Below are 24,491 nucleotides of genomic sequence, written 5' to 3'. Positions count from 1 at the left end.
GCAGGCAAGCAGAATCGCCTGCATCGCCGGCAAGCCAGCGTCCCCGATGGAATCGCATATTTCAGAAACAAAAATGGGGCGTTCGCACGCCCCATCTGGTCAAGCCGGCGATTACTTGCCGACTTGTTTTTCCTTGATTTCAGCCAAGGTCTTGCAGTCTACGCACATGTCGGCAGTAGGACGGGCTTCAAGTCGACGAATGCCGATTTCGACGCCGCAGGATTCGCACCAGCCGTATTCTTCGTCTTCGATCAATTGCAACGTCTTGTCGATTTTCTTGATTAGCTTGCGCTCGCGATCGCGGGCACGCAGTTCCAGGCTGAATTCTTCTTCCTGGCTAGCGCGGTCGGCCGGGTCAGGAAAGTTTGCCGCTTCGTCTTTCATGTGATCAACGGTGCGGTCAACTTCCTGCATCAAGTCCTGTTTCCACTTTTGCAGAATCTTGGTGAAGTGCTTGCGCATGGGCTCGCCCATGTACTCTTCGCCCTTCTTTTCAACGTACGGTTCGAAACCGCTGAGTTGACTATTCTGTTGCTTAGCTTGTGTGGGCATGAAATGGACCGCCTCTCATTCTTCTAATCCATTGCGCAGGATTGCAACATCACCGACACCTGCCGGCCCTGCGGCTGCAAGCGGGCGAACTTACCAGATCAAATCGGGCCGCGCTACTCCCGGTTGTCTAGCCCGTTGCCAGTGGCCATGTGAAGAGCCTGTGATGCTTGAGATTAGTGGCTGAATAATAATTTTAGCCGAGCTATGACCAATGCTTGCGCTGATTGGTTCTACTGCTTGGCAATCTAAGACTGTATTTAGCTCTACCTGGCGCCAGTGCTTGGGTAGAATCGGCCTTTTGCTTACCCAGGAAGGCAGGCTCATGGCTCAGTCTTACAGTGCGCGCAGTCGCGCGATCGAACCGTTCCACGTGATGGCGTTGCTGGCGCGTGCCAACGAGTTGCAGGCGGCGGGGCACGACGTGATTCACCTGGAAATAGGTGAGCCGGACTTCACTACGGCTGAGCCGATTATTGCTGCGGGGCAGGCGGCACTGGCCGCCGGTAAAACCCGCTATACCGCGGCCCGGGGCTTGCCGGAACTGCGCGAAGCCATCTCCGGGTTTTATCAGCAGCGTTACGGCCTGAACATTGACCCTTCGCGCATTCTGATTACGCCCGGAGGCTCCGGCGCGTTGCTTTTAGCCAGCAGCCTGCTGGTGGATCCAGGCAAGCACTGGCTGCTTGCCGACCCCGGCTACCCCTGTAACAGGCACTTCCTGCGCCTGGTTGAGGGTGCGGCGCAGCTCGTCCCTGTTGGTCCGGACGTGCGCTATCAACTGACGGCCGACCTGGTTGAGCGCTATTGGGATCAAGACAGTGTAGGAGCGCTGGTTGCTTCACCGGCGAATCCGACCGGCACGATCTTGAGCCGTGATGAACTGGCCTCTCTTTCGGCAGCAATAAAGGCACGTAACGGGCATTTGGTCGTGGACGAGATCTATCACGGCCTGACCTATGGCTGTGATGCGACCAGCGTGCTGGAAGTCGATGACAGTGCTTTTGTGCTTAACAGTTTCTCCAAGTATTTCGGCATGACCGGCTGGAGACTGGGCTGGCTGGTAGCGCCACCGCAAGCTGTAGCTGATCTGGAAAAACTGGCGCAGAACCTCTACATCAGTGCTCCGAGCATGGCACAGTATGCAGCCCTGGCCTGTTTTGAGCCGCAGACGCTGGCTATTCTGGAGGAGCGCCGCACCGAGTTTGGGCGTCGTCGCGACTTTCTGTTACCGGCTTTGCGTGAGCTTGGCTTTGGTATTGCTGTAGAGCCTGAAGGCGCGTTTTACCTGTATGCCGATATCAGTGCGTTTGGTGGGGATGCCTTTGCATTTTGCCGGCACTTCCTTGAAACGGAACATGTGGCCATTACTCCTGGCCTGGACTTTGGCCGTTTTCAGTCAGGTCACCACGTACGTTTTGCCTACACCCAGAGTCTGCCGCGGTTACAGGAAGCCGTTGAGCGGATTGCCCGCGGCCTGCAGAGCTGGAAAGGCTGATGCGCTTTTCTCCAGCGTTGGAAGAAGGGCGTTTGCTCAAGCGTTACAAGCGTTTTCTGGCTGACATTGAAACGGCTTCGGGCGAGTTGATGACCATACACTGCCCGAACACCGGCTCGATGCTTAATTGCATGGTGGAGGGCGGGCAGGTCTGGTTCAGTCGCTCCAACGACCCCAAGCGCAAGCTGCCGGGGACCTGGGAAATCAGTGAGACCCCGCAAGGACGGCTGGCGTGTGTGAACACCGGGCGTGCCAATCGCTTGATCGAAGAAGCACTGCTGGCCGGGTTGATCACCGAACTTGAAGGCTTCACTGCGCTCAAGCGCGAAGTCGCTTACGGGCAGGAAAACAGCCGGATTGATTTTCGGCTGGAGTACCCCGACGGCTATGCCTTTGTCGAGGTTAAAAGTGTCACCCTGGGCTTTGATGGCTCGCGGGTGGCAGCATTCCCGGATGCAGTGACCCAACGCGGTGCCAAGCACTTGCGCGAGTTGGCGACTCTGGCCCGGGAAGGGGTGCGTGCCGTGCAACTGTATTGTGTCAATCTCACGGGGATCGACGCGGTCCGTCCGGCTGAGGAAATCGACCCGGGTTACGCCGCTGCGCTACGCGAAGCGGTTGCCGCCGGGGTGCAGGTGCTGGCTTATGGTGTAAGCCTTACATCTGATGCGGTAGTGGTTGATCGTCGCTTAGAGGTCATCCTCTGAGGCCGGTGGCGTGATCCAGATGCCTTGACTGTCTTCGCAGCAGTCAATGGCGGTCAATGAATGACCGGCACAGGGCCCGGCAACGCATTCGCCCGTTTCAATCAAAAACAGCGCGGCGTGGGTCGCGCACTGGATCAGGCTGGCACTGGAATCAAGGAATTGGTCCGGCTGCCATTCCAGTGGCACACCGCGATGCGGACAGCGATTTTTATAGGCATAAACCTGGCCATTGCGGCGAACCGCGAGCAAGCGCGTGCCGTTGTGTTCGAAGCCGCGGCTGCTACCTTCAATCAGCGTTTGCGAGGTGCATAAAAACTTCATGACAATCCTTAATGGCACCTAAACGTCTGGTCAGTGGCGCGGGTTGTGGCGGGTTAGAGGTTGACGTGCAAATGCAAACAATTATCAAATAGCTGCTTGCTCTGCAATGTGCTGTTTTCACGGGGTGGCAATCCCTTTGTCGCGCTGGGCCCTATTTATCAAGGAACGTCACTGTATGCGCTTGAGTACCCGCCTGATTACGCTCTGTGCAGGCCTTATGATCAGTCATGCCTGTCTGGCTGGCGAGTTGCCACAACGTTGGGTCAGTGCGGGAGGTGCGCTTTCGGAGTGGGTCAGTGCGTTGGGGGCAGAGTCTAAATTGGTTGGGGTCGATACCACCAGCCAACATCCTGAATCACTGAAGTCGTTGCCCAGCATCGGCTATCAGCGCCAGCTCTCGGCGGAAGGCATTCTGAGTTTGAAGCCGGATGTGTTGATAGGCACCGATGAGATGGGGCCGCCGCCTGTTCTGGCGCAGATTCGTAGCGCCGGAGTGCCGGTTGAGATGTTCTCGGCGCAGGCCGACCTGGCTAGCCTGGAAGCGACGCTCATGCATTTGGGGCGTCTGTTGGGTGACGAGGCGCAAGCCGCACAACTGTTCAAGGATTATCAACAGCAACTGCAGGCGCACCAGCAGCAAGTCAAACAAGCTAAAGCTCATGATCAGGAACCGGGAGTGCTGCTGCTGTTGGGGCATGCAGGCGGCAAGCCTTTGATTGCCGGCAAGGGCACCGCGGCGGACTGGTTACTGACTCAGGCGGGTGGCCATAACCTTGCCACTCATACCGGCTATAAGCCGTTTTCGGTCGAGGCTCTGGCCGGGCTTAACCCCGAAGTATTGGTATTTGCTGATCGTAGCCTTACAGGCGAAGAGGCCCGCAAGGCACTGATGAAAGAGAACCCGATTCTGGGCTCGATCCGTGCAGCCAGGGACGGTCGGGTCTACGAACTGGATCCGACTCTGCTGGTGGGAGGCCTGGGGCCGCGTCTGCCGGCCAGTTTGAAGCAACTGACGGCCGAGTTTTATCCAGCCGCCGCGGCCAACCCATGAGGACACTGGTCAAGCCTCGCTCTTTATTTGTTGGTCTGAGTGCGTTGTGTTTGCTGGCGATCTGGTTATCGCTGGCGCTGGGGCCCGTGAGCTTGCCGTTATTTGACACTTTGCGGGCCGCACTGCGCTTGGTCGGCGTGCCGATTCAGGGCGACGGGCTGGAGCAGGCCGAGTTGATTCTGGGGCAGATCCGTTTACCCCGCACGCTACTGGGGCTGGCGGTTGGCGGTGTGCTGGCGCTGTCGGGTGTGGCCATGCAGGGGCTTTTTCGTAATCCCCTGGCGGACCCGGGTCTGGTTGGTGTTTCCAGCGGTGCAGCATTGGGTGCGGCAATTGCGATTGTCGGTAGCTCCGCGTTTGGCGGCCTGCCCGATGTTTTTGGCCCGTATCTGCTGTCCTTGTGTGCATTTATGGGCGGGCTGGGTGTTACAGCGCTGGTCTACAGACTGGGCCGGCGCAACGGGCAGACCAATGTGGCCGTCATGTTGCTGGCGGGGATCGCGCTCACTGCGCTGGCCAGTTCTGCGGTAGGACTGTTCACCTATCTGGCCGATGACGCGACTTTACGTACGCTGACGTTCTGGAATCTGGGTAGCCTCAATGGCGCCAGCTACTCGCGGCTATGGCCCCTGCTGATTGTTACCGCAGGTGTCGCCTTGTGGTTGCCTCGCCGGGCCAAGGCGCTCAACGCGTTGCTGCTTGGCGAATCAGAAGCCAGTCATTTGGGGATCAATGTTGAAGGCCTGAAGCGCGAGCTGGTGTTTTGCACGGCATTGGGTGTCGGTGCGGCGGTCGCAGCGGCAGGCATGATCGGTTTTATTGGCTTGGTGGTGCCGCATTTGGTGCGATTGCTGGCCGGGCCCGATCATCGTGTCCTGTTGCCCGCGTCCGTGCTGGCGGGAGCCGCGCTGTTGTTATTCGCCGACCTGATCGCCCGGCTGGCCCTGGCGCCGGCAGAGCTGCCTATCGGGATTGTTACTGCATTCCTGGGAGCACCTTTCTTTCTATATTTACTGCTGCGAGGCCGCCACTGATGCTGCGCACAGAAAACTTACAGATACGTCGCGGGCAAAAAGTGGTCCTTTCTGACGTCACCCTTGATGTGCGACCGGGCGAAGTGCTGGGTGTGCTGGGTCCTAATGGTGCAGGTAAAAGCACATTGCTGGCGGCGTTATGCGGGGAGCTGGCGCCAACCGCAGGTCAGGTCTCGCTGGACCGGCAAGCCTTGAGCCAGTGGAAAGGCTCCGAGCGTGCACAGCGTCTCGCCGTGCTGCCGCAAACCTCCACTCTGGACTTTGCATTTCGTGTTGAAGAAGTCGTGGGTATGGGCCGATTGCCCCATCAGACCGGTTATGCCCGAGATGCCGAGATTATTGAAGCTGCCTTGCAGGCTGCGGATGTTGAGCATCTGACGGGTCGCAGTTATCTGGCGTTGTCGGGCGGTGAACGCCAGCGCGTACATTTGGCACGGGTGCTGGCGCAATTATGGCCGGGGCAAAACGGCCAGACGCTGTTGCTCGATGAGCCCACCTCAATGCTCGACCCTTTGCATCAACACACCACATTGAAGGCGATACGTGCCTTTGCCGATCGCGGCGCTGCAGTGTTGATTATCCTGCATGACTTGAATCTGGCTGCGCGGTATTGCGACCGCTTGCTTCTGCTCGAAGAGGGGCGGGTGTGTGCACTGGATTGCCCGCAGGCAGTGCTGCAGCCGGCGTTGCTCAAGGCTGTGTTCGGTCTGGATGTGCTTGTGCAGCCGCACCCCGAACTTGGCCACCCGGTCATCATCGCACGCTGACAGATAGCGCCAGGCGTTCTTCGCCGGAGTTTTCGGCAGACAAAAAAAGACCCGGCAAGAGCCGGGTCAAATAACCGTGATTAGCCTGATGAGGAGATTTTCTGAGAGTCCGAACCAAGGGCCTTCCAGAAGATCGACTGGCCTCGCGACCAGATGGCGTAATAATAACAATTCTCATTACGCTGTCAACAACTGTTTTTTCTCCTTCCCGCCGCCGTTGTAAAAATCTATGTCAGGCCTTGTGTGCAGCCGATAACAGTTCTACCTGTCGATTCAGCGCCTCTTTACGTTCTGCGGGGATATCGTTCCAGTGAACATCCTGTAGGGCACCCTCAATTGCATATAGCAGCACTTTCGAGGCTCTGAAGCCTCGTGCCTTGACCGCCCGATAAGCATTGGCAGCACCCAGACGTTTCAAATCCGAAGCGTTGTGAATGCCCACAGCGTGTAGCCATTGCGACGACGTTTTTCCAAGATTTTTCAGATGCTGGAGTTCATCGTTCATCAGCCCTCCTTGCGACGGCATGAGCTCAGCGGTTACGGGACAAAACGACTAGTACAAGAGTGTAGCGTCAGGCAGACAACTCGCCCTTTAATAGTCGTTTTTGGAACAAGCAGGCGAGGACAGTATCGGGAAATTGAACTAAAGAAATGTCAGCCCAGGTTCGTGAGGTAGAGAACAGAGCGTTTGCAGTAAAGATACGTGCGCTAAGCGTCGCTACGCGGTAGCGCAGGAGCTGTGTCGTAATTGCTTTATTTGATGCTGTACCGTAAGCGGGTGCCGAATTTGACTGACATCAGAATCTCATCTGCGGTCAGTTCCACCGGGAAATACGTGCCAGAGATTTGTGCATGAGCCAGGCTGGCACCTTCGATGCTGGCTTTACGAAGATCGAGCCCGCACAGGTCGGCTGAGCGAAAGTAAGCATCGGTAAAGTCCACGCCTTCGGCATTCAGTTCGCGTAAATCCAGTCCGCGAAAATCTCCGCCGCGCATGTCGATGGGGCCGGCAGGCCGCTGTTGGTTAAACCCGCGTATATCGTCTTCATGGAGTAATGCATAGAGCGCCGAATCAAGCAGTGCCGGGCGGCTCATGGGGTAACTCCTGCAGAGAGGAGGTAACACTATAGTGCCACTATTGATGCGCCGTGAAACCATTGTGGTCTCACGGCGCGCCAGAGTAATTACAAGCCTGGCAGGCGCTGGCGGATGTCAGCAATCAGGGTGTCGAGACTTTTACTGTTATGGGTTTCCACGCGCTTGCTACGCAGGACTTCATCCGCGCCCAACGCCTCGCGGCTCACTTGCTGTGCCTTGACCACTTCAATGGTCGCGTCTGATGGGTCGGTACCAATGCTTTGGCGATGGGCCAGCCAGCCTTCGATCACTGCGTCTGGCGCGGTGCAGTCGAGGATCAGGCAGGGCACGCCGGTGGCCTCTGCCACTTTGGCGGCAGCATCGCGCTGATCACGCTTGAGGTAGGTGGCATCAATTACCACCGGGAAACCTGCGCGCAGTACGATCCCGGCCAGCTCATGGAGCTTGTTGTAGGTTGCAACGCTGGCATCCGCGTTATAGATGCCATCGCCTACCGCATTTTCGGCGGTTTGCTCGCCGAACAGTTGCTTGCGAACAACGTCTGAGCGTAAACGAATGGCCCCCAGAGACTCGACCAGACGCATGGCCACGGAGCTTTTGCCTACAGCCGATACGCCGTGGGTAATGGTCATGAAGCGAAAAGGAATAGTGCTGTAGCTCTCTGCCAGGTTGGCGTACTTGCGATATTGCTGCAGGGTGGCTTTACGTTGAACCGGGCTGGCTTCTGCCGGCATGCTGAACAGGCTGACTTTGGCGCGAACCAGTGCGCGGTAGGCCTTGTAGAAGTTCAGCAGCTCAAGCCCCTGATAGTCGCCGGTCAGCTCCAGGTACTGGCTGACGAAGCGTCGGGCCAGTGATTTCAAGCCACGGTCTTCAAGGTCCATCGCCAGAAAAGCCGCGTCGGCGTACACATCGGTAAAGCGGAACGGCTCGTTGAATTCGATGCAGTCGAAGATGACGACCTTGCCATCAATAATGGTGGCGTTGCCCAAGTGAATATCACCGTGGCATTCACGAATAAAACCTTCAGCCTTGCGCTGCTCGAAAAGCGGCTTCAGGCGGGTAAAGCTTGCCTCTGCCCAGGCTTGGAGCGCATCCAGTTGCTGCAAGTCGGCTTTGTCTGAAAGGAATGGGCGAATTTGCTCGAAATTCTGGCGGACCGGGTCCATCACTGCTTCGGGTGAGCCTTGGTAGTGCTCCAGAGGGACATGCGGCGCCTGGCTATGGAAGCGGGCGATTTGCTGGGCCATTTGGTCGATATGCGCAGCCGTCAGTTCGCTATTGGCTTGCAAGGTGCTCAGCAACTGGCTTTGCGGGAACTGGCGCATTTTCAGAACGTACTCCAGCGCAGGGCCTTCGCCGCCTAGAACCGGCGCTTCAGCGGTGCCGGTAATCGGCAGTACCTCAAGGTACAGGCCTTCTGTCAGCCGCTGGTTCAAACGTAGCTCTTCATTACAGAAGTGCTCGCGTGCGCTGAGCCCGGTAAAGTCAAGAAAGCCGAAGTTGACCGGTTTTTTCATCTTGTAGGCGTAAGGTCCGGTGAGAATGACCCAGGAGATGTGCGTCTCGATTACCTGAAATCCATCGACTTGATGCGGGTAAAGGGCCGGGTTCTTCAGGGCAGCAATCAGGTTCTGGCTCACGGTTGATCCTTCAAGGTTTAGAAAATTAATGGTCGCCATTATGGCTGCTGACAGCGGTAGTGCAAACCGCCGGGCTGCGCATGATGAACATGAACAAAGTGCGTATAATCTCGCGCCATGACTCGTACCCGATCTCCTCGTTCCCGTAAAAAACCTCCTTCTGGCGGCCTGCGCCCTTGGCTGGGCTGGGCTCTCAAGCTCAGTCTGGTTGGCCTGGTAGTGCTGGCAGGTTTTGCCATGTACCTCGATGCCATCGTCCAGGAGAAGTTCTCCGGCAAGCGCTGGACCATCCCTGCCAAGGTTTACGCTCGCCCGCTCGAGCTGTTCGTCGGCCAGAAACTGAGCAAGAACGACTTCCTTACAGAACTCGATGCTCTGGGCTATCGTCGCGAAAGCGCTGTCAGTGGGCCCGGTGTTGCTGCGGTTAATGGCAATACTGTTGATCTCAACACGCGGGGTTTCCAGTTCTATGAAGGCGCTGAACAAGCACAGCCGGTGCGGGTTCGGTTCTCTGGTGACTACGTTGCAGAGCTTTCGTCGATCAACGGTTCCAAATTGCCAGTAGTGCGCCTGGAGCCGTTGCTGATTGGCGGCCTTTATCCGAAGAACCTTGAGGACCGCATCCTGATCAACATTGATCAGGCGCCTCCGTTCCTGCTGGACACGTTGGTAACCGTAGAAGACCGGGACTTCTATCATCACTTTGGCGTGTCGCCGAAATCGATCGCCCGTGCCATGTGGGTGAACACATCGTCCGGGCAAATGCGTCAGGGTGGCAGTACCTTGACCCAGCAGTTGGTCAAAAACTTCTACCTGACCAACGAACGTAGCCTGAGTCGCAAGCTGACTGAGGCCATGATGGCGTTGCTGCTGGAACTGCATTACGACAAGCGCGAGATCCTGGAAGCGTATCTGAACGAAGTATTTGTCGGTCAGGACGGGCAGCGCGCCGTGCACGGCTTTGGCCTGGCCAGTCAGTTTTTCTTCAGCCAGCCCCTGGCCGAGCTTAAGTTGCATCAGGTGGCATTGTTGGTAGGTATGGTCAAAGGGCCTTCGGCCTATAACCCGCGTCGTTACCCTGAACGTGCGCTGGAACGCCGCAATCTGGTGCTTGACCTGCTGGAGCAGCAGGGCGTTGCCACGGCTGAACAGGTGGCCGCGGCCAAGAAGATGCCATTGGGCGTGACCAAGCGCGGCAGTCTTGCAGACAGTTCGTTCCCGGGTTTCCTGGATCTGGTCAAGCGTCAGCTGCGTGAAGATTATCGCGATGAAGATTTGACCGAGGAGGGGCTGCGCATTTTCACCAGCTTCGACCCGATCCTGCAGATGAAGTCGGAAGCTGCCGTCGGTGAGACCTTTAAACGCCTTGCCGGGCGCAAGGGGTCTGATGAGGTTGAAGCCGCGATGGTGGTGACTAACCCGGAAACCGGCGAAGTTCAGGCGCTTATTGGCAGTCGCGTACCCGGCTTCGCGGGGTTCAACCGTGCGCTGGATGCGGTTCGTCCGATCGGCTCGCTGATCAAGCCTGCGGTGTATCTCACGGCACTTGAGCGGCCTAGCCAGTACACGCTGACCAGTTGGCTGTCGGATGACCCGCTGTCGATCAAAGGCGCTGACGGGCAGATATGGAAGCCTCAGAACTATGACCGTCGCTCTCACGGGACGATTTTTCTGTATCAGTCGATGATGAACTCCTACAACCTGGGCACAGTCCGGTTGGGTCAGGAAGTTGGCGTGCCTAATGTGCTCAAGACCTTGGCGCGACTCGGCGTTGAACGTCAGTTCCCTGCATTCCCGTCCATGCTGCTGGGTGCTGGCGCGCTGAGCCCGATGGAGGTGGCGACGATGTATCAGACGCTGGCCAACGGCGGCTTCAATACGCCGATGCGCGGGATCCGCAGTGTATTGACGGCAGAAGGTCAGCCGCTCAAACGCTATCCGTTCCAGATCCAGCAGCGCTTCGATCCGGGCTCTATCTACCTCATTCAGAACGCCATGCAGCATGTAATGCGCGAAGGTACGGGGCGCTCTGTCTATAACGTGTTGCCTAAAAGCCTCGCGCTGGCGGGCAAGACCGGTACCAGTAACGATTCCCGTGACAGCTGGTTTGCAGGGTTTAGCCAGGACTTGCTGGCGGTGGTCTGGCTGGGGCGCGATGACAATGGCAAAACGCCGTTCACCGGAGCCACTGGCGCCTTGCAGGTATGGACCAGCTTTATGAATAAAGCCGATCCGTTGCCGCTTGATATGCCACAGCCCGATAACATTGTTCAGGCCTGGATTGACCCGCATACAGGGCAGGGCTCTGATGCCAGCTGCCCTGGCGCGGTGCAGATGCCGTATATTCGCGGCAGTGAGCCACCTGCGGGGGCCAGTTGTGGCGCCCAGGCGCCTGCGACAGGCGATGCCGTGATGGATTGGGTCAAGGGCTGGTTGAATTAAGCAAAGAGGGTTTGACGTGAATAAGTGGTGGATTCCGGCTGTTTCAGCCCTGGCTTTGCTCAATGGTTGTGCCAGCGTGCCGCAGGGTTCGATCCCTGTGGTCGACTCTGGTGTGCCGGTATCGAACAGCGAGCGCGTTTCGTCCCAGCGTACGGCGAATAATTATCCAAAGGCTACGGCGCAACGGACAGCTCAGCCCCGGGCGATCACCGAGGATTCGGGTGTGGTTGTGATGATCCCGGGTGGCGGGGCAGCTGTCTCGACACCGATCAGCAGTCAGCCGTTTACACCGGGGCCCATTACTTCGGGCCCGGCCGCAGCTCCGATTACAACTGGCAGCTATACGCCAAGTACGACGTACAGAGCTCCTGCGCCGATCACTGCGAGCGGCATTCCGTCCAGCAGTGGCGGTCTCGCTGCCGATGAGCAGCTGGATGGTCCGGTGCTGGCGCTGTTGACGACTGCTCAGCAGCAACAATCGAGTGGCGACCTCAATGGTGCTTCGTCCAGTCTGGAACGGGCACAACGCGTAGCGCCTCGTGAGCCGCAAGTATTGTATCGTCTTGCCCAGGTACGCATGGCTCAAGGCGATGCAGCTCAAGCAGAGCAGTTTGCCCGTCGTGGTCTGACCTTCGCCAGTGGACGTCCGGACTTGCAGGCAAGCCTGTGGGGTTTGATTGCCCAGGCCCGTGAGAAGCAGGGCGATGCAGCTGGCGCGGCACTGGCTCGTCAAAAGGCCAAGGTGAGTCTGTGATGGATGCGCGTTTTGCATCGCTTGCTGACCAGTTGTTGCTCATCGAACGTGAGTTGCGTGTGCAAGGGTGGTGGGATGAAGTGTCCCCCAGCCCCGAAGCCTTGAGCAGCGTTGAGCCTTTTTCTGTGGATACCCTGGACTTTCATCAGTGGCTGCAGTGGGTTTTTCTGACAAGGATGAAACAAATCCTGGAGCAGGACCTGCCACTGCCAACGGTGTCGGGGATTCTGGAGATGGCCGAGATGGTTTATGCCGATCGGCCACAGGAAAGCCTGGGGCTTCGCACTGCGCTGAAAAAGTTCGATCAACTGATCGTCAACGCTGGTTAATTGCCTGACTGCCGGGTTTTTCGGCAGTCTCGCGCATATTTCTACCACTTTGCGCCATTTAGGCGAGTTTTATCCCTCCTCAAGCCGCTTTCTCCTGCATTCTCATGCGCTTAGATGGAAAAAAGCGCAATTACTGCTTGACTTGGGGAGGCTGAAACAGAAGAATCGAAAGTCCGCTGTAGAGGGACTGCCAGAAGCAGGCTCTCTCAGCAGATCATGAGGCGCACACCCGCGCCGACTTGTAACACCCGCAACGCGTTACCTCGCGCTGGGTGGGAAAACCCCGCAACATTTGGGGAACTCCCAATACTTGCTCAGTCAGTGCTGACGTAGTCGGCGACCACCGTCGCTCATGCTCTGCTGAAAAGTAAACCTATTAAGACCCGTTCGAATTTTTACGGACGGTATTCTGGCGTTTTAGAGGTGAACAACGTGGAGCTTTTATCTGGCGGTGAGATGCTCGTCCGCTTTTTGCGCGACGAAGGTGTCAAATATATCTACGGGTACCCGGGCGGTGCTCTCCTTCACGTATACGACGCATTGTTCAAAGAGCCGGATGTTACCCACATCCTGGTTCGTCACGAACAGGCTGCAACCCACATGGCAGACGGCTATGCCCGTGCTACCGGTAAAGCCGGTGTAGTACTGGTTACCTCCGGCCCGGGTGCGACCAACGCCATTACTGGTATTGCGACTGCCTACATGGACTCCATCCCGATGGTGATCATTTCCGGCCAGGTGCCCAGCACCATGGTTGGAACCGATGCTTTCCAGGAAACCGACATGATCGGTATCTCCCGGCCCATCGTGAAGCACAGCTTTATGATCAAGCATGCTTCGGAAATCCCGGAGGTCATGAAAAAAGCGTTCTACCTTGCACAATCCGGCCGTCCTGGCCCGGTCGTGGTCGATATCCCGAAAGATATGACCAATCCGGCTGAAAAGTTCGAATACGTTTTTCCGAAAAAAGCCAAGCTGCGCTCGTATAGCCCGGCGCTACGGGGCCATTCGGGGCAAATCCGTAAAGCAGCCGAAATGCTTCTGGCGGCCAAGCGTCCAGTTCTGTACGCAGGCGGCGGCGTTATTTTGGGCGGCGGTTCGGCACCTCTGACTGAGCTGGCCAAAATGCTCAACGTTCCGGTAACCAACACGCTGATGGGCCTGGGGGCATACCCTGGCACTGATCGTCAGTTTGTCGGCATGCTCGGCATGCATGGCAGCTACACGGCCAACATGGCGATGCATAACGCGGACGTGATTCTGGCGGTCGGTGCGCGCTTTGATGACCGTGTCATTAACGGCCCTTCCAAATTCTGCCCGAATGCCAAGATCATCCATGTTGATATCGATCCTGCATCCATCTCCAAGACCATCAAGGCAGACGTGCCGATTGTAGGTCCGGTGGAGAGCGTGATGAGCGAAATGGTCGCGATCCTCAAGGACATTGGCGAGAAGCCGGATGCCGAGGCGGTTGCCAGTTGGTGGAAGCAAATCGACGAATGGCGCGGTGACCGCGGGTTGTTCCCTTACGACAAGGGTGACGGGAGCAAGATCAAGCCACAAGCCGTAATCGAAATGCTCTGCGAAGTGACCAAGGGCGATGCTTATGTAACGTCCGATGTTGGTCAGCACCAGATGTTTGCTGCTCAGTATTACCGATTCAACAAGCCTAATCGCTGGATCAACTCCGGCGGTCTGGGCACGATGGGGTTCGGCTTCCCGGCTGCCATGGGTGTGAAACTGAGTTTTCCTGACGCTGACGTTGCTTGCGTGACAGGCGAGGGCAGTATTCAGATGAACATTCAAGAGTTGTCGACTTGCCTGCAGTATGACCTGCCAGTAAAGATCATCAGCCTGAACAATGGCGTTCTTGGCATGGTTCGTCAGTGGCAGGACATGAACTACGGCAGTCGCCATTCACACTCTTATATGGAGTCGCTGCCTGACTTCGTCAAGCTGGCCGAGGCCTATGGGCATGTCGGGATCCGCATCACTGATCTGAAAGATCTGAAGCCGAAGATGGAAGAAGCCTTCGCCATGAAAGATCGCTTGGTGTTCCTGGATATACAGGTTGATACCAGTGAGCACGTTTACCCGATGCAGATCAAAGATGGCTCCATGCGTGACATGTGGCTGAGCAAGACGGAGCGTACTTAATCATGCGGCACATTATCTCCTTGCTTCTCGAAAACGAACCCGGTGCCCTGTCTCGCGTTGTCGGTCTTTTCTCGCAACGTAACTACAACATCGAAAGCCTGACTGTGGCGCCGACTGAAGACCCGACCTTGTCGCGTCTGACGTTGACCACTGTCGGTCACGATGAGGTCATTGAACAGATCACCAAAAACCTGAACAAGCTGATCGAAGTAGTCAAACTGGTTGACCTGTCGGAGAGCGCTCACATCGAGCGTGAACTGATGTTGGTCAAGGTCAAGGCAACAGGTGCGCAGCGCGCAGAAATCAAGCGTACGACGGATATTTTCCGTGGGCAGATCGTTGATGTCAGCGCCAGTGTCTATACCGTGCAATTGACCGGCACAAGTGACAAGCTCGACAGCTTCATTCAGTCGATTGGTACCGCGTCGATCCTGGAAACGGTTCGTAGTGGCGTCACGGGCATAGCTCGTGGCGACAAAGTACTCAGCATCTAAATCTAACAATTAGTAAATGGCCTGAATGGCCTGGATATAAGGGAAAATCATGAAAGTTTATTACGACAAAGACTGCGACCTTTCGATCATCCAGGGCAAGAAAGTAGCCATTATCGGTTACGGTTCCCAGGGTCACGCCCAGGCGTGCAACCTTAAAGACTCCGGCGTAGATGTTACTGTTGGTCTGCGTAAAGGTTCGGCAACTGTTGCCAAGGCCGAAGCTCATGGTCTGAAAGTAACTGACGTTGCCAGCGCTGTTGCCGCTGCTGACCTGGTCATGATTCTGACCCCGGACGAGTTCCAGTCTGCGCTGTACAAGGACGAAATCGAGCCGAACATCAAGAAGGGCGCCACGCTGGCCTTCTCCCATGGCTTCGCGATCCATTACAACCAGGTTGTTCCGCGTGCTGACCTTGACGTGATCATGATCGCGCCAAAAGCACCGGGCCACACCGTGCGCTCCGAGTTCGTCAAAGGCGGCGGTATTCCTGACCTGATCGCGATCTACCAGGATGCTTCCGGTAACGCCAAAAACGTAGCGCTGTCGTACGCAGCCGGCGTGGGCGGCGGTCGTACCGGCATCATTGAAACTACCTTCAAGGACGAGACTGAAACCGACCTGTTCGGTGAGCAGGCTGTTCTGTGTGGCGGTACTGTTGAGCTGGTCAAAGCCGGTTTTGAAACGCTGGTTGAAGCGGGCTATGCCCCGGAAATGGCTTACTTCGAGTGCTTGCACGAGTTGAAGTTGATCGTTGACCTCATGTACGAAGGCGGTATCGCCAACATGAACTACTCGATCTCCAACAACGCCGAGTACGGCGAGTACGTGACTGGTCCGGAAATCATCAACGCTGAATCCCGTCAGGCAATGCGCAACGCTCTGAAGCGCATTCAGGATGGTGAGTACGCGAAGATGTTCATCTCCGAGGGCGCTACTGGCTACCCGTCGATGACCGCCAAGCGTCGTAACAACGCGGCTCACGGTATCGAAGTTATCGGCGGCCAATTGCGCTCGATGATGCCTTGGATCGGCGCGAACAAGATTGTCGACAAAGAAAAGAACTAAGTAAAAGCGTATGAAGAAAACGCGGCCTAGGCCGCGTTTTTTCGTTTAAGCAGCGGCTTCTGGTATAAAGCAGGATCGTTTGCGGATCAGTGTCGATCCGCAGACCTCTACTGAAACTTTTCATATCGTTGCAAGGTAATGTCCATGAGCGAACGTCCCGAAGAGCCAAAACAGGCTTCTGACGCCGATAGCCTGCTGCCTATCGATGAGCATGTCGAAGAAGGGCATGACGCTGAAGGCCGCAAAGTCCGGCATCGTGGTATCTATCTGTTGCCGAACCTGTTCACTACGGCGAACCTCTTCGCCGGTTTTTATTCCATCATCAGTTCCATGAGCGCCCAAAGCGCAATGAGTGCGGGCGATGCTGCTGGTGCCAGCAAGTATTTTGCATTTGCGGCAATTGCGATTTTTGTCGCGATGGTGCTGGATGGTCTTGATGGTCGTGTTGCCCGTATGACTAACACCGAAAGTGCGTTTGGTGCCGAATACGACTCCTTGTCGGACATGGTTGCCTTTGGTGTTGCACCCGCCTTGCTGGCTTTCGGCTGGGCATTGGGAGATATGGGTAAGGTTGGCTGGATGGTGGCATTCATTTATGTAGCGGGTGCCGCGTTGCGTCTGGCGCGTTTTAATACGCAAGTCGGAACAGCTGACAAGCGTTACTTCATTGGTCTGGCCAGCCCGGCTGCGGCGGGTGTGGTGGCGGGTATTGTCTGGGCGTTCAGCGATTACGGAATTCAGGGTTCGAAAATGTCGTTCCTGGTGGCCTTGCTAGTAGCTGCCGCGGGCATGCTGATGGTCAGTAATATCAAGTACAACAGCTTTAAAGAGCTGGACTTGAAAGGGCGCGTTCCTTTTGTAGCGATCCTGGCTGTGGTCCTGGTATTCGCTGTTGTGTTCAGCGATCCGCCGCGCATCTTGTTGCTGGCTTTCCTGGCCTATGCCGCCTCGGGCCCGATCCAGTATTTGTTGCGTCTGCGCCGTTACAAAGCCGCAGAGTGATGTAATTTCTACCGAACTCCGTAGTCTATTGGTGCATCAGTCCTCCAATACTACGGAGTTGTCATGCTCATCAAGCTGCCTAAAGCGTCCGACTGCAAAGAGTCGGACGTTACGCCTGAACCTTTCTATTTATCCCGTCGTGCGCTACTGGGTAGTTCCCTTGCCGGATTGGCTGTGGGTGCAATTCCGCGCTGGGCGAATGCAGATGATGCAGCACGCTATGCCGGTGTAGAGTCGGGCAAGGCGCCGGGCTGGTTTGCCGAGAAACTGCCGCAGACCAAGTGGCAGGCAGTCACGGTCAAGGACGAGGCGATTACGCCCTTCAAGGATGCAACCCATTACAACAATTTTTACGAGTTCGGCACTGATAAGGGCGATCCAGCCCAGAACGCGGGTGCTTTGAAAACAGAGCCCTGGACTGTAGTGGTGGATGGAGAGGTGGGTAAACCAGGGCGATACGCCCTCGAAGACTTTATGAAGCCTTACCAGTTGGAGGAGCGGATTTACCGATTGCGCTGCGTTGAAGCCTGGTCAATGGTGATCCCGTGGATCGGCTTTCCAATTTCTGTATTGCTCAAGCAAGTGGAGCCGACCTCTAAAGCCCGATACATACGTTTTGAAACCTTGCAGGATCCAAAGGTCATGCCGGGGCAGCGCTCAGGTTTTGCGTTGATTGACTGGCCCTATGTCGAAGGCTTGCGGCTGGATGAGGCCATGAATCCGTTGGCGATACTGGCAGTGGGCATGTATGGGCGCGAATTGCCCAATCAAAATGGCGCACCGTTGCGTTTGGTGGTGCCTTGGAAGTATGGTTTTAAAAGCGTTAAGTCGATTGTGCGGATCAGTCTGGTCGAGGAGCAGCCCAAGACTACATGGCAAAGCATTGCTGCGGATGAATACGGTTTCTACGCTAATGTGAATCCGCAAGTCGATCATCCGCGCTGGACTCAGGCGCGTGAGCGGCGTTTACCGAGCAGTCTGTTTAGCCCGAATGTGCGTGATACCCAGATGTTCAACGGTTACGCCGATGATGTTGCTTCTTTATATACCGGTCTCGACCTGAGGAAGAACTACTGATGCGATCAGGTCTGTGGCGTCTAAGTGTCTTTATTGCAGCTGCTGTCTGGCCCCTATTTTGGCTGTATGAAGCCTGGAGTTTGGCTTTGGGGCCTGATCCGGGGAAGGTGCTGGTCGATCGGCTTGGATTGGGGACGTTGATTCTGCTGTTGGTGACTCTCTGTATGACTCCAATGCAGAAGCTCACTGGCTGGGCAGGCTGGATTGCCGTGCGCCGTCAATTAGGTTTGTGGTGTTTTGCGTATGTAGTCTTGCACCTGTGTGCCTATTTGGCCTTCGTGTTGGGATTCGACTGGTCGCAGCTGGGCGTGGAGCTGCGTAAGCGGCCCTACATTATTGTCGGGAGTTTGGGGTTTCTGTGTTTACTGGTATTGGCTGTGACTTCAAACCGCTATAGCCAGAGGCGTTTGGGGGGGCGGTGGAAGAAGCTCCATCGTCTGGTCTATGTGATTTTGGGGCTTGGTTTGCTGCATATGCTTTGGATTGTGCGGGCTGACCTCAAGGAATGGTCAATCTACGCCTTTATAGGTATTTGCCTGCTACTGCTGCGCATTCCTGCAGTTATGCGCCGAATTCCTCGCCTATATAAGAAGAAGCCGGTATCGGTGGTCTAAATCTGAATTAGTCCTTGACTCAAAATTCTAACGGCCTATAATTCGCCCACTTCCAGCGCAGTCGAAACGGAAAACTCCTTGAGTTTCAATGAGTTGGACGGTTCTTCGGCAGTGTCAGCTTCAAGTCATCGAAGCAGGAAATGAGGTGTTGACAGCAGCGTGTAACGCTGTAGAATTCGCCTCCCGCTAACGAGAGATCGAAAGCGCAAGTGGTTGATGTTACAAAGGAAACTTTGAAAACATCCTAAAATAACCGCTTGACAGCAACAGAGGCTGCTGTAGAATGCGCGCCTCGGTTGAGCGAAAGCTTAACCAACCGCTCTTTAACAACTGAATCAAGCAATTCGTGTGGGTGCTTGTGGAGTCAGACTGATAGTCAACAAGATTATCAGCATCACAAGTTACTCCGCGAGAAATCAAAGATGTAACCAACGATTGCTGAGCCAAGTTTAGGGTTTCTTAAAAACCCAAAGATGTTTGAACTGAAGAGTTTGATCATGGCTCAGATTGAACGCTGGCGGCAGGCCTAACACATGCAAGTCGAGCGGTAGAGAGGTGCTTGCACCTCTTGAGAGCGGCGGACGGGTGAGTAATACCTAGGAATCTGCCTGGTAGTGGGGGATAACGTTCGGAAACGGACGCTAATACCGCATACGTCCTACGGGAGAAAGCAGGGGACCTTCGGGCCTTGCGCTATCAGATGAGCCTAGGTCGGATTAGCTAGTTGGTGAGGTAATGGCTCACCAAGGCTACGATCCGTAACTGGTCTGAGAGGATGATCAGTCACACTGGAACTGAGACACGGTCCAGACTCCTACGGGAGGCAGCAGTGGGGAATATTGGACAATGGGCGAAAGCCTGATCCAGCCATGCCGCGTGTGTGAAGAAGGTCTTCGGATTGTAAAGCACTTTAAGTTGGGAGGAAGGGCATTAACCTAATACGTTAGTGTTTTGACGTTACCGACAGAATAAGCACCGGCTAACTCTGTGCCAGCAGCCGCGGTAATACAGAGGGTGCAAGCGTTAATCGGAATTACTGGGCGTAAAGCGCGCGTAGGTGGTTTGTTAAGTTGAATGTGAAATCCCCGGGCTCAACCTGGGAACTGCATCCAAAACTGGCAAGCTAGAGTATGGTAGAGGGTGGTGGAATTTCCTGTGTAGCGGTGAAATGCGTAGATATAGGAAGGAACACCAGTGGCGAAGGCGACCACCTGGACTGATACTGACACTGAGGTGCGAAAGCGTGGGGAGCAAACAGGATTAGATACCCTGGTAGTCCACGCCGTAAACGATGTCAACTAGCCGTTGGGAGTCTTGAACTCTTAGTGGCGCAGCTAACGCATTAAGTTGACCGCCTGGGGAGTACGGCCGCAAGGTTAAAACTCAAATGAATTGACGGGGGCCCGCACAAGCGGTGGAGCATGTGGTTTAATTCGAAGCAACGCGAAGAACCTTACCAGGCCTTGACATCCAATGAACTTTCTAGAGATAGATTGGTGCCTTCGGGAACATTGAGACAGGTGCTGCATGGCTGTCGTCAGCTCGTGTCGTGAGATGTTGGGTTAAGTCCCGTAACGAGCGCAACCCTTGTCCTTAGTTACCAGCACGTAATGGTGGGCACTCTAAGGAGACTGCCGGTGACAAACCGGAGGAAGGTGGGGATGACGTCAAGTCATCATGGCCCTTACGGCCTGGGCTACACACGTGCTACAATGGTCGGTACAAAGGGTTGCCAAGCCGCGAGGTGGAGCTAATCCCATAAAACCGATCGTAGTCCGGATCGCAGTCTGCAACTCGACTGCGTGAAGTCGGAATCGCTAGTAATCGTGAATCAGAATGTCACGGTGAATACGTTCCCGGGCCTTGTACACACCGCCCGTCACACCATGGGAGTGGGTTGCACCAGAAGTAGCTAGTCTAACCTTCGGGAGGACGGTTACCACGGTGTGATTCATGACTGGGGTGAAGTCGTAACAAGGTAGCCGTAGGGGAACCTGCGGCTGGATCACCTCCTTAATCGACGACATCAGCTGCTCCATAAGTTCCCACACGAATTGCTTGATTCATTGAAGAAGACGGTAGAAGCGACGGTAAACGTAGCTTCTCTATCGTAAAGCTTAGAAATGAACATTCCATCAGATGATGGTGAATGTTGATTTCTGATCTTTTGATTAGATCGTTCTTTAAAAATTTGGGTATGTAATAGAAAGTTAGACTGGATGACACTTTCACTGGTGTTTATTCAGGCTAAGGTAAAATTTGTGAGTAATTGCGAATTTTCGGCGAATGTCGTCTTCATAGTATAACCAGATTGCTTGGGGTTATATGGTCAAGTGAAGAAGCGCATACGGTGGATGCCTTGGCAGTCAGAGGCGATGAAAGACGTGGTAGCCTGCGAAAAGCTTCGGGGAGTCGGCAAACAGACTTTGATCCGGAGATGTCTGAATGGGGGAACCCACCTAGCATAAGTTAGGTATCTTAAGCTGAATACATAGGCTTAAGAAGCGAACCAGGGGAACTGAAACATCTAAGTACCCTGAGGAAAAGAAATCAACCGAGATTCCCTTAGTAGTGGCGAGCGAACGGGGACCAGCCCTTAAGCTGTATTGATGTTAGCGGAACGCTCTGGAAAGTGCGGCCATAGTGGGTGATAGCCCTGTACGCGAAAACATCTTTACAGTGAAATCGAGTAGGACGGAGCACGAGAAACTTTGTCTGAATATGGGGGGACCATCCTCCAAGGCTAAATACTACTGACTGACCGATAGTGAACTAGTACCGTGAGGGAAAGGCGAAAAGAACCCCGGAGAGGGGAGTGAAATAGATCCTGAAACCGTATGCGTACAAGCAGTGGGAGCCCACTTTGTTGGGTGACTGCGTACCTTTTGTATAATGGGTCAGCGACTTATTTTCAGTGGCAAGCTTAACCGAATAGGGGAGGCGTAGCGAAAGCGAGTCTTAATAGGGCGTCTAGTCGCTGGGAATAGACCCGAAACCGGGCGATCTATCCATGGGCAGGTTGAAGGTTGGGTAACACTAACTGGAGGACCGAACCGACTACCGTTGAAAAGTTAGCGGATGACCTGTGGATCGGAGTGAAAGGCTAATCAAGCTCGGAGATAGCTGGTTCTCCTCGAAAGCTATTTAGGTAGCGCCTCATGTATCACTGTAGGGGGTAGAGCACTGTTTCGGCTAGGGGGTCATCCCGACTTACCAAACCGATGCAAACTCCGAATACCTACAAGTGCCGAGCATGGGAGACACACGGCGGGTGCTAACGTCCGTCGTGAAAAGGGAAACAACCCAGACCGTCAGCTAAGGTCCCAAAGTTATGGTTAAGTGGGAAACGATGTGGGAAGGCTTAGACAGCTAGGAGGTTGGCTTAGAAGCAGCCACCCTTTAAAGAAAGCGTAATAGCTCACTAGTCGAGTCGGCCTGCGCGGAAGATTTAACGGGGCTCAAACCATACACCGAAGCTACGGGTATCATCTTAGGATGATGCGGTAGAGGAGCGTTCTGTAAGCCTGTGAAGGTGAGTTGAGAAGCTTGCTGGAGGTATCAGAAGTGCGAATGCTGACATGAGTAACGATAATGGGTGTGAAAAACACCCACGCCGAAAGACCAAGGTTTCCTGCGCAACGTTAATCGACGCAGGGTTAGTCGGTCCCTAAGGCGAGGCTGAAAAGCGTAGTCGATGGAAAACAGGTTAATATTCCTGTACTTCTGGTTATTGCGATGGAGGGACGGAGAAGGCTAGGCCAGCTTGGCGTTGGTTGTCCAAGTTTAAGGTGGTAGGCTGGAATCTTAGGTAAATCCGGGATTCTAAGGCCGAGAGCTGATGACGAGTTAACTTTTAGTTAACGAAGTGGTTGATGCCATGCTTCCAAGAAAAGCTTCTAAGCTTCAGGTAACCAGGAACCGTACCCCAAACCGACACAGGTGGTTGGGTAGAGAATACCAAGGCGCTTGAGAGAACTCGGGTGAAGGAACTAGGCAAAATGGCACCGTAACTTCGGGAGAAGGTGCGCCGGTGAGGGTGAAGCATTTACTGCGTAAGCCCACGCCGGTCGAAGATACCAGGCCGCTGCGACTGTTTATTAAAAACACAGCACTCTGCAAACACGAAAGTGGACGTATAGGGTGTGACGCCTGCCCGGTGCCGGAAGGTTAATTGATGGGGTTAGCTAACGCGAAGCTCTTGATCGAAGCCCCGGTAAACGGCGGCCGTAACTATAACGGTCCTAAGGTAGCGAAATTCCTTGTCGGGTAAGTTCCGACCTGCACGAATGGCGTAACGATGGCGGCGCTGTCTCCACCCGAGACTCAGTGAAATTGAAATCGCTGTGAAGATGCAGTGTATCCGCGGCTAGACGGAAAGACCCCGTGAACCTTTACTATAGCTTTGCACTGGACTTTGAATTTGCTTGTGTAGGATAGGTGGGAGGCTTTGAAGTGTGGACGCCAGTCTGCATGGAGCCAACCTTGAAATACCACCCTGGCAACTTTGAGGTTCTAACTCAGGTCCGTTATCCGGATCGAGGACAGTGTATGGTGGGTAGTTTGACTGGGGCGGTCTCCTCCTAAAGAGTAACGGAGGAGTACGAAGGTGCGCTCAGACCGGTCGGAAATCGGTCGTAGAGTATAAAGGCAAAAGCGCGCTTGACTGCGAGACAGACACGTCGAGCAGGTACGAAAGTAGGTCTTAGTGATCCGGTGGTTCTGTATGGAAGGGCCATCGCTCAACGGATAAAAGGTACTCCGGGGATAACAGGCTGATACCGCCCAAGAGTTCATATCGACGGCGGTGTTTGGCACCTCGATGTCGGCTCATCACATCCTGGGGCTGAAGCCGGTCCCAAGGGTATGGCTGTTCGCCATTTAAAGTGGTACGCGAGCTGGGTTTAGAACGTCGTGAGACAGTTCGGTCCCTATCTGCCGTGGACGTTTGAGATTTGAGAGGGGCTGCTCCTAGTACGAGAGGACCGGAGTGGACGAACCTCTGGTGTTCCGGTTGTCACGCCAGTGGCATTGCCGGGTAGCTATGTTCGGGAAAGATAACCGCTGAAAGCATCTAAGCGGGAAACTTGCCTTAAGATGAGATCTCACTGGAACCTTGAGTTCCCTAAAGGGCCGTCGAAGACTACGACGTTGATAGGTTGGGTGTGTAAGCGCTGTGAGGCGTTGAGCTAACCAATACTAATTGCCCGTGAGGCTTGACCATATAACACCCAAGCAATTTGCGCTTTGAATACAAAGCCTGCAAGTTGCGGTGTGTGAAGACGATACAAACCGAAAGTTTGCGTAACACACAAATCTATTACATACCCATTCGCTGGAACGTTAACCGTAAGGTAAACGCGCTGGCTACCGAATTTCTTGACGACCATAGAGCATTGGAACCACCTGATCCCATCCCGAACTCAGTAGTGAAACGATGCATCGCCGATGGTAGTGTGGGGTTTCCCCATGTGAGAGTAGGTCATCGTCAAGATTAAATTCCAAAATCCCTGTCTGCTCACGCAGACGGGGATTTTGTTTTTGTATAAGTACAGGCTTTGTATAAAGTCTGTGCCGCTGATCAAGGTTTACCTGGTCAGTGAGTCGATTATCTCAATCGAAAGAAGCAGGAATTAAGGTGTTGACAGCAGCGTGTAACGCTGTAGAATTCGCCTCCCGCTAACGAGAGATCGAAAGCGCAAGTGGTTGATGTTACAAAGGAAACTTTGAAAACATCCTAAAATAACCGCTTGACAGCAACAGAGGCTGCTGTAGAATGCGCGCCTCGGTTGAGCGAAAGCTTAACCAACCGCTCTTTAACAACTGAATCAAGCAATTCGTGTGGGTGCTTGTGGAGTCAGACTGATAGTCAACAAGATTATCAGCATCAC

19 protein-coding genes and 3 rRNA genes are annotated in these 24,491 nt (G+C 54.8%); 17 read left to right on the top strand and 5 right to left on the bottom strand.

Annotated elements, in window-relative coordinates; genetic code table 11:
• Positions 1 to 111: 111 nt before the first annotated feature.
• Positions 112 to 552 (bottom strand): RNA polymerase-binding protein DksA, encoded by a 441-nt coding sequence (gene dksA, locus AOC04_RS16685; protein ID WP_003439669.1) that lies wholly within the window; start codon positions 550 to 552, stop codon positions 112 to 114.
• A 322-nt stretch (positions 553 to 874) separates the two neighbouring features.
• Here dksA and AOC04_RS16680 point away from each other — a divergent pair, with 322 nt between their 5' ends.
• The gene (locus AOC04_RS16680) at positions 875 to 2,047 is read left to right on the top strand and encodes a pyridoxal phosphate-dependent aminotransferase (protein WP_060695277.1); all 1,173 of its coding nucleotides are present in this window, start codon (positions 875 to 877) and stop codon (positions 2,045 to 2,047) included.
• Positions 2,047 to 2,754, top strand: a complete 708-nt coding sequence (gene sfsA / locus AOC04_RS16675; RefSeq protein WP_060695275.1) for a DNA/RNA nuclease SfsA — start codon at positions 2,047 to 2,049, stop codon at positions 2,752 to 2,754. Before AOC04_RS16680 ends, sfsA begins: the two co-directional genes overlap by 1 nt.
• On the opposite strand, the gene AOC04_RS16670 is transcribed toward sfsA, so the two are convergent.
• Positions 2,737 to 3,075 carry a Rieske (2Fe-2S) protein gene (locus AOC04_RS16670; RefSeq protein WP_060695274.1) on the bottom strand — a complete coding sequence of 113 codons (339 nt, stop codon included), beginning with the start codon at positions 3,073 to 3,075 and terminating at the stop codon, positions 2,737 to 2,739. The two genes, sfsA and AOC04_RS16670, sit on opposite strands and share 18 nt — an antisense overlap.
• Before the next feature lie 175 nt (positions 3,076 to 3,250).
• Here AOC04_RS16670 and AOC04_RS16665 point away from each other — a divergent pair, with 175 nt between their 5' ends.
• The 3 genes from AOC04_RS16665 to AOC04_RS16655 are packed head-to-tail and all read left to right on the top strand — an operon-like array spanning position 3,251 to position 5,927.
• Positions 3,251 to 4,126, top strand: a complete 876-nt coding sequence (locus tag AOC04_RS16665) for a heme/hemin ABC transporter substrate-binding protein (protein ID WP_060695272.1) — start codon at positions 3,251 to 3,253, stop codon at positions 4,124 to 4,126.
• A gap of 50 nt (positions 4,127 to 4,176) precedes the next feature.
• On the top strand, positions 4,177 to 5,160 hold the full coding sequence (locus AOC04_RS16660) for a FecCD family ABC transporter permease (RefSeq protein ID WP_171970618.1): 984 nt from the start codon (positions 4,177 to 4,179) through the stop codon (positions 5,158 to 5,160).
• The gene (locus AOC04_RS16655; RefSeq protein WP_418054951.1) at positions 5,043 to 5,927 is read left to right on the top strand and encodes a heme ABC transporter ATP-binding protein; all 885 of its coding nucleotides are present in this window, start codon (positions 5,043 to 5,045) and stop codon (positions 5,925 to 5,927) included. The genes AOC04_RS16660 and AOC04_RS16655 overlap by 118 nt, the downstream gene beginning before the upstream one ends.
• 232 nt (positions 5,928 to 6,159) lie before the next feature.
• On the opposite strand, the gene AOC04_RS16650 is transcribed toward AOC04_RS16655, so the two are convergent.
• The 3 genes from AOC04_RS16650 to AOC04_RS16640 form a co-directional block, all read right to left on the bottom strand.
• Positions 6,160 to 6,432 (bottom strand): TfoX/Sxy family protein, encoded by a 273-nt coding sequence (locus AOC04_RS16650; protein WP_060695266.1) that lies wholly within the window; start codon positions 6,430 to 6,432, stop codon positions 6,160 to 6,162.
• Positions 6,433 to 6,680: 248 nt separating this feature from the next.
• On the bottom strand, positions 6,681 to 7,022 hold the full coding sequence (locus AOC04_RS16645) for a pentapeptide repeat-containing protein (protein ID WP_060695264.1): 342 nt from the start codon (positions 7,020 to 7,022) through the stop codon (positions 6,681 to 6,683).
• Positions 7,023 to 7,111: 89 nt separating this feature from the next.
• Positions 7,112 to 8,668: a bifunctional aminoglycoside phosphotransferase/ATP-binding protein gene (locus AOC04_RS16640; RefSeq protein WP_060695262.1), complete on the bottom strand. Its 1,557-nt coding sequence runs from the start codon at positions 8,666 to 8,668 to the stop codon at positions 7,112 to 7,114.
• 117 nt (positions 8,669 to 8,785) lie between these two features.
• On the opposite strand from AOC04_RS16640, the gene mrcB reads away from it, so the two are divergent.
• The 12 genes from mrcB (at position 8,786) to rrf (ending at position 24,094) form a co-directional block, all read left to right on the top strand.
• Positions 8,786 to 11,110, top strand: coding sequence for a penicillin-binding protein 1B (gene mrcB, locus AOC04_RS16635; protein WP_060695260.1), 2,325 nt, complete (start codon positions 8,786 to 8,788; stop codon positions 11,108 to 11,110).
• Between the two features lie 16 nt (positions 11,111 to 11,126).
• Positions 11,127 to 11,864, top strand: coding sequence for a tetratricopeptide repeat protein (locus AOC04_RS16630; protein ID WP_060695258.1), 738 nt, complete (start codon positions 11,127 to 11,129; stop codon positions 11,862 to 11,864).
• The gene (locus tag AOC04_RS16625) at positions 11,864 to 12,193 is read left to right on the top strand and encodes a YqcC family protein (RefSeq protein ID WP_060695255.1); all 330 of its coding nucleotides are present in this window, start codon (positions 11,864 to 11,866) and stop codon (positions 12,191 to 12,193) included. The genes AOC04_RS16630 and AOC04_RS16625 overlap by 1 nt, the downstream gene beginning before the upstream one ends.
• Before the next feature lie 432 nt (positions 12,194 to 12,625).
• Positions 12,626 to 14,350 carry an acetolactate synthase 3 large subunit gene (locus tag AOC04_RS16620; protein ID WP_060696971.1) on the top strand — a complete coding sequence of 575 codons (1,725 nt, stop codon included), beginning with the start codon at positions 12,626 to 12,628 and terminating at the stop codon, positions 14,348 to 14,350.
• A 2-nt stretch (positions 14,351 to 14,352) separates the two neighbouring features.
• Positions 14,353 to 14,844 carry an acetolactate synthase small subunit gene (ilvN, locus tag AOC04_RS16615; protein WP_019410366.1) on the top strand — a complete coding sequence of 164 codons (492 nt, stop codon included), beginning with the start codon at positions 14,353 to 14,355 and terminating at the stop codon, positions 14,842 to 14,844.
• A gap of 49 nt (positions 14,845 to 14,893) precedes the next feature.
• Positions 14,894 to 15,910 carry a ketol-acid reductoisomerase gene (gene ilvC, locus AOC04_RS16610; protein WP_060695253.1) on the top strand — a complete coding sequence of 339 codons (1,017 nt, stop codon included), beginning with the start codon at positions 14,894 to 14,896 and terminating at the stop codon, positions 15,908 to 15,910.
• A gap of 144 nt (positions 15,911 to 16,054) precedes the next feature.
• Complete coding sequence (gene pssA / locus AOC04_RS16605) at positions 16,055 to 16,912, top strand: CDP-diacylglycerol--serine O-phosphatidyltransferase (RefSeq protein ID WP_060695251.1); 858 nt, start codon at positions 16,055 to 16,057, stop codon at positions 16,910 to 16,912.
• 63 nt (positions 16,913 to 16,975) lie between these two features.
• Positions 16,976 to 17,989, top strand: coding sequence for a protein-methionine-sulfoxide reductase catalytic subunit MsrP (msrP, locus tag AOC04_RS16600; RefSeq protein WP_060695249.1), 1,014 nt, complete (start codon positions 16,976 to 16,978; stop codon positions 17,987 to 17,989).
• On the top strand, positions 17,989 to 18,603 hold the full coding sequence (msrQ, locus tag AOC04_RS16595; RefSeq protein ID WP_060695247.1) for a protein-methionine-sulfoxide reductase heme-binding subunit MsrQ: 615 nt from the start codon (positions 17,989 to 17,991) through the stop codon (positions 18,601 to 18,603). The genes msrP and msrQ overlap by 1 nt, the downstream gene beginning before the upstream one ends.
• Before the next feature lie 479 nt (positions 18,604 to 19,082).
• A 16S ribosomal RNA gene (locus tag AOC04_RS16590) occupies positions 19,083 to 20,619 on the top strand.
• Between the two features lie 311 nt (positions 20,620 to 20,930).
• Positions 20,931 to 23,824, top strand: a 23S ribosomal RNA gene (locus AOC04_RS16585).
• A 154-nt stretch (positions 23,825 to 23,978) separates the two neighbouring features.
• A 5S ribosomal RNA gene (gene rrf, locus AOC04_RS16580) occupies positions 23,979 to 24,094 on the top strand.
• The 16S, 23S and 5S rRNA genes sit together here, the layout of an rRNA operon.
• The last annotated feature ends 397 nt before the right edge of the window (positions 24,095 to 24,491 follow it).

The organism is Pseudomonas versuta (assembly GCF_001294575.1).
Lineage (GTDB): Bacteria > Pseudomonadota > Gammaproteobacteria > Pseudomonadales > Pseudomonadaceae > Aquipseudomonas > Aquipseudomonas versuta.
The sequence above is the reverse complement of the archived record's forward strand: the minus strand, read 5'-3'. Positions and strand labels throughout refer to the sequence as shown.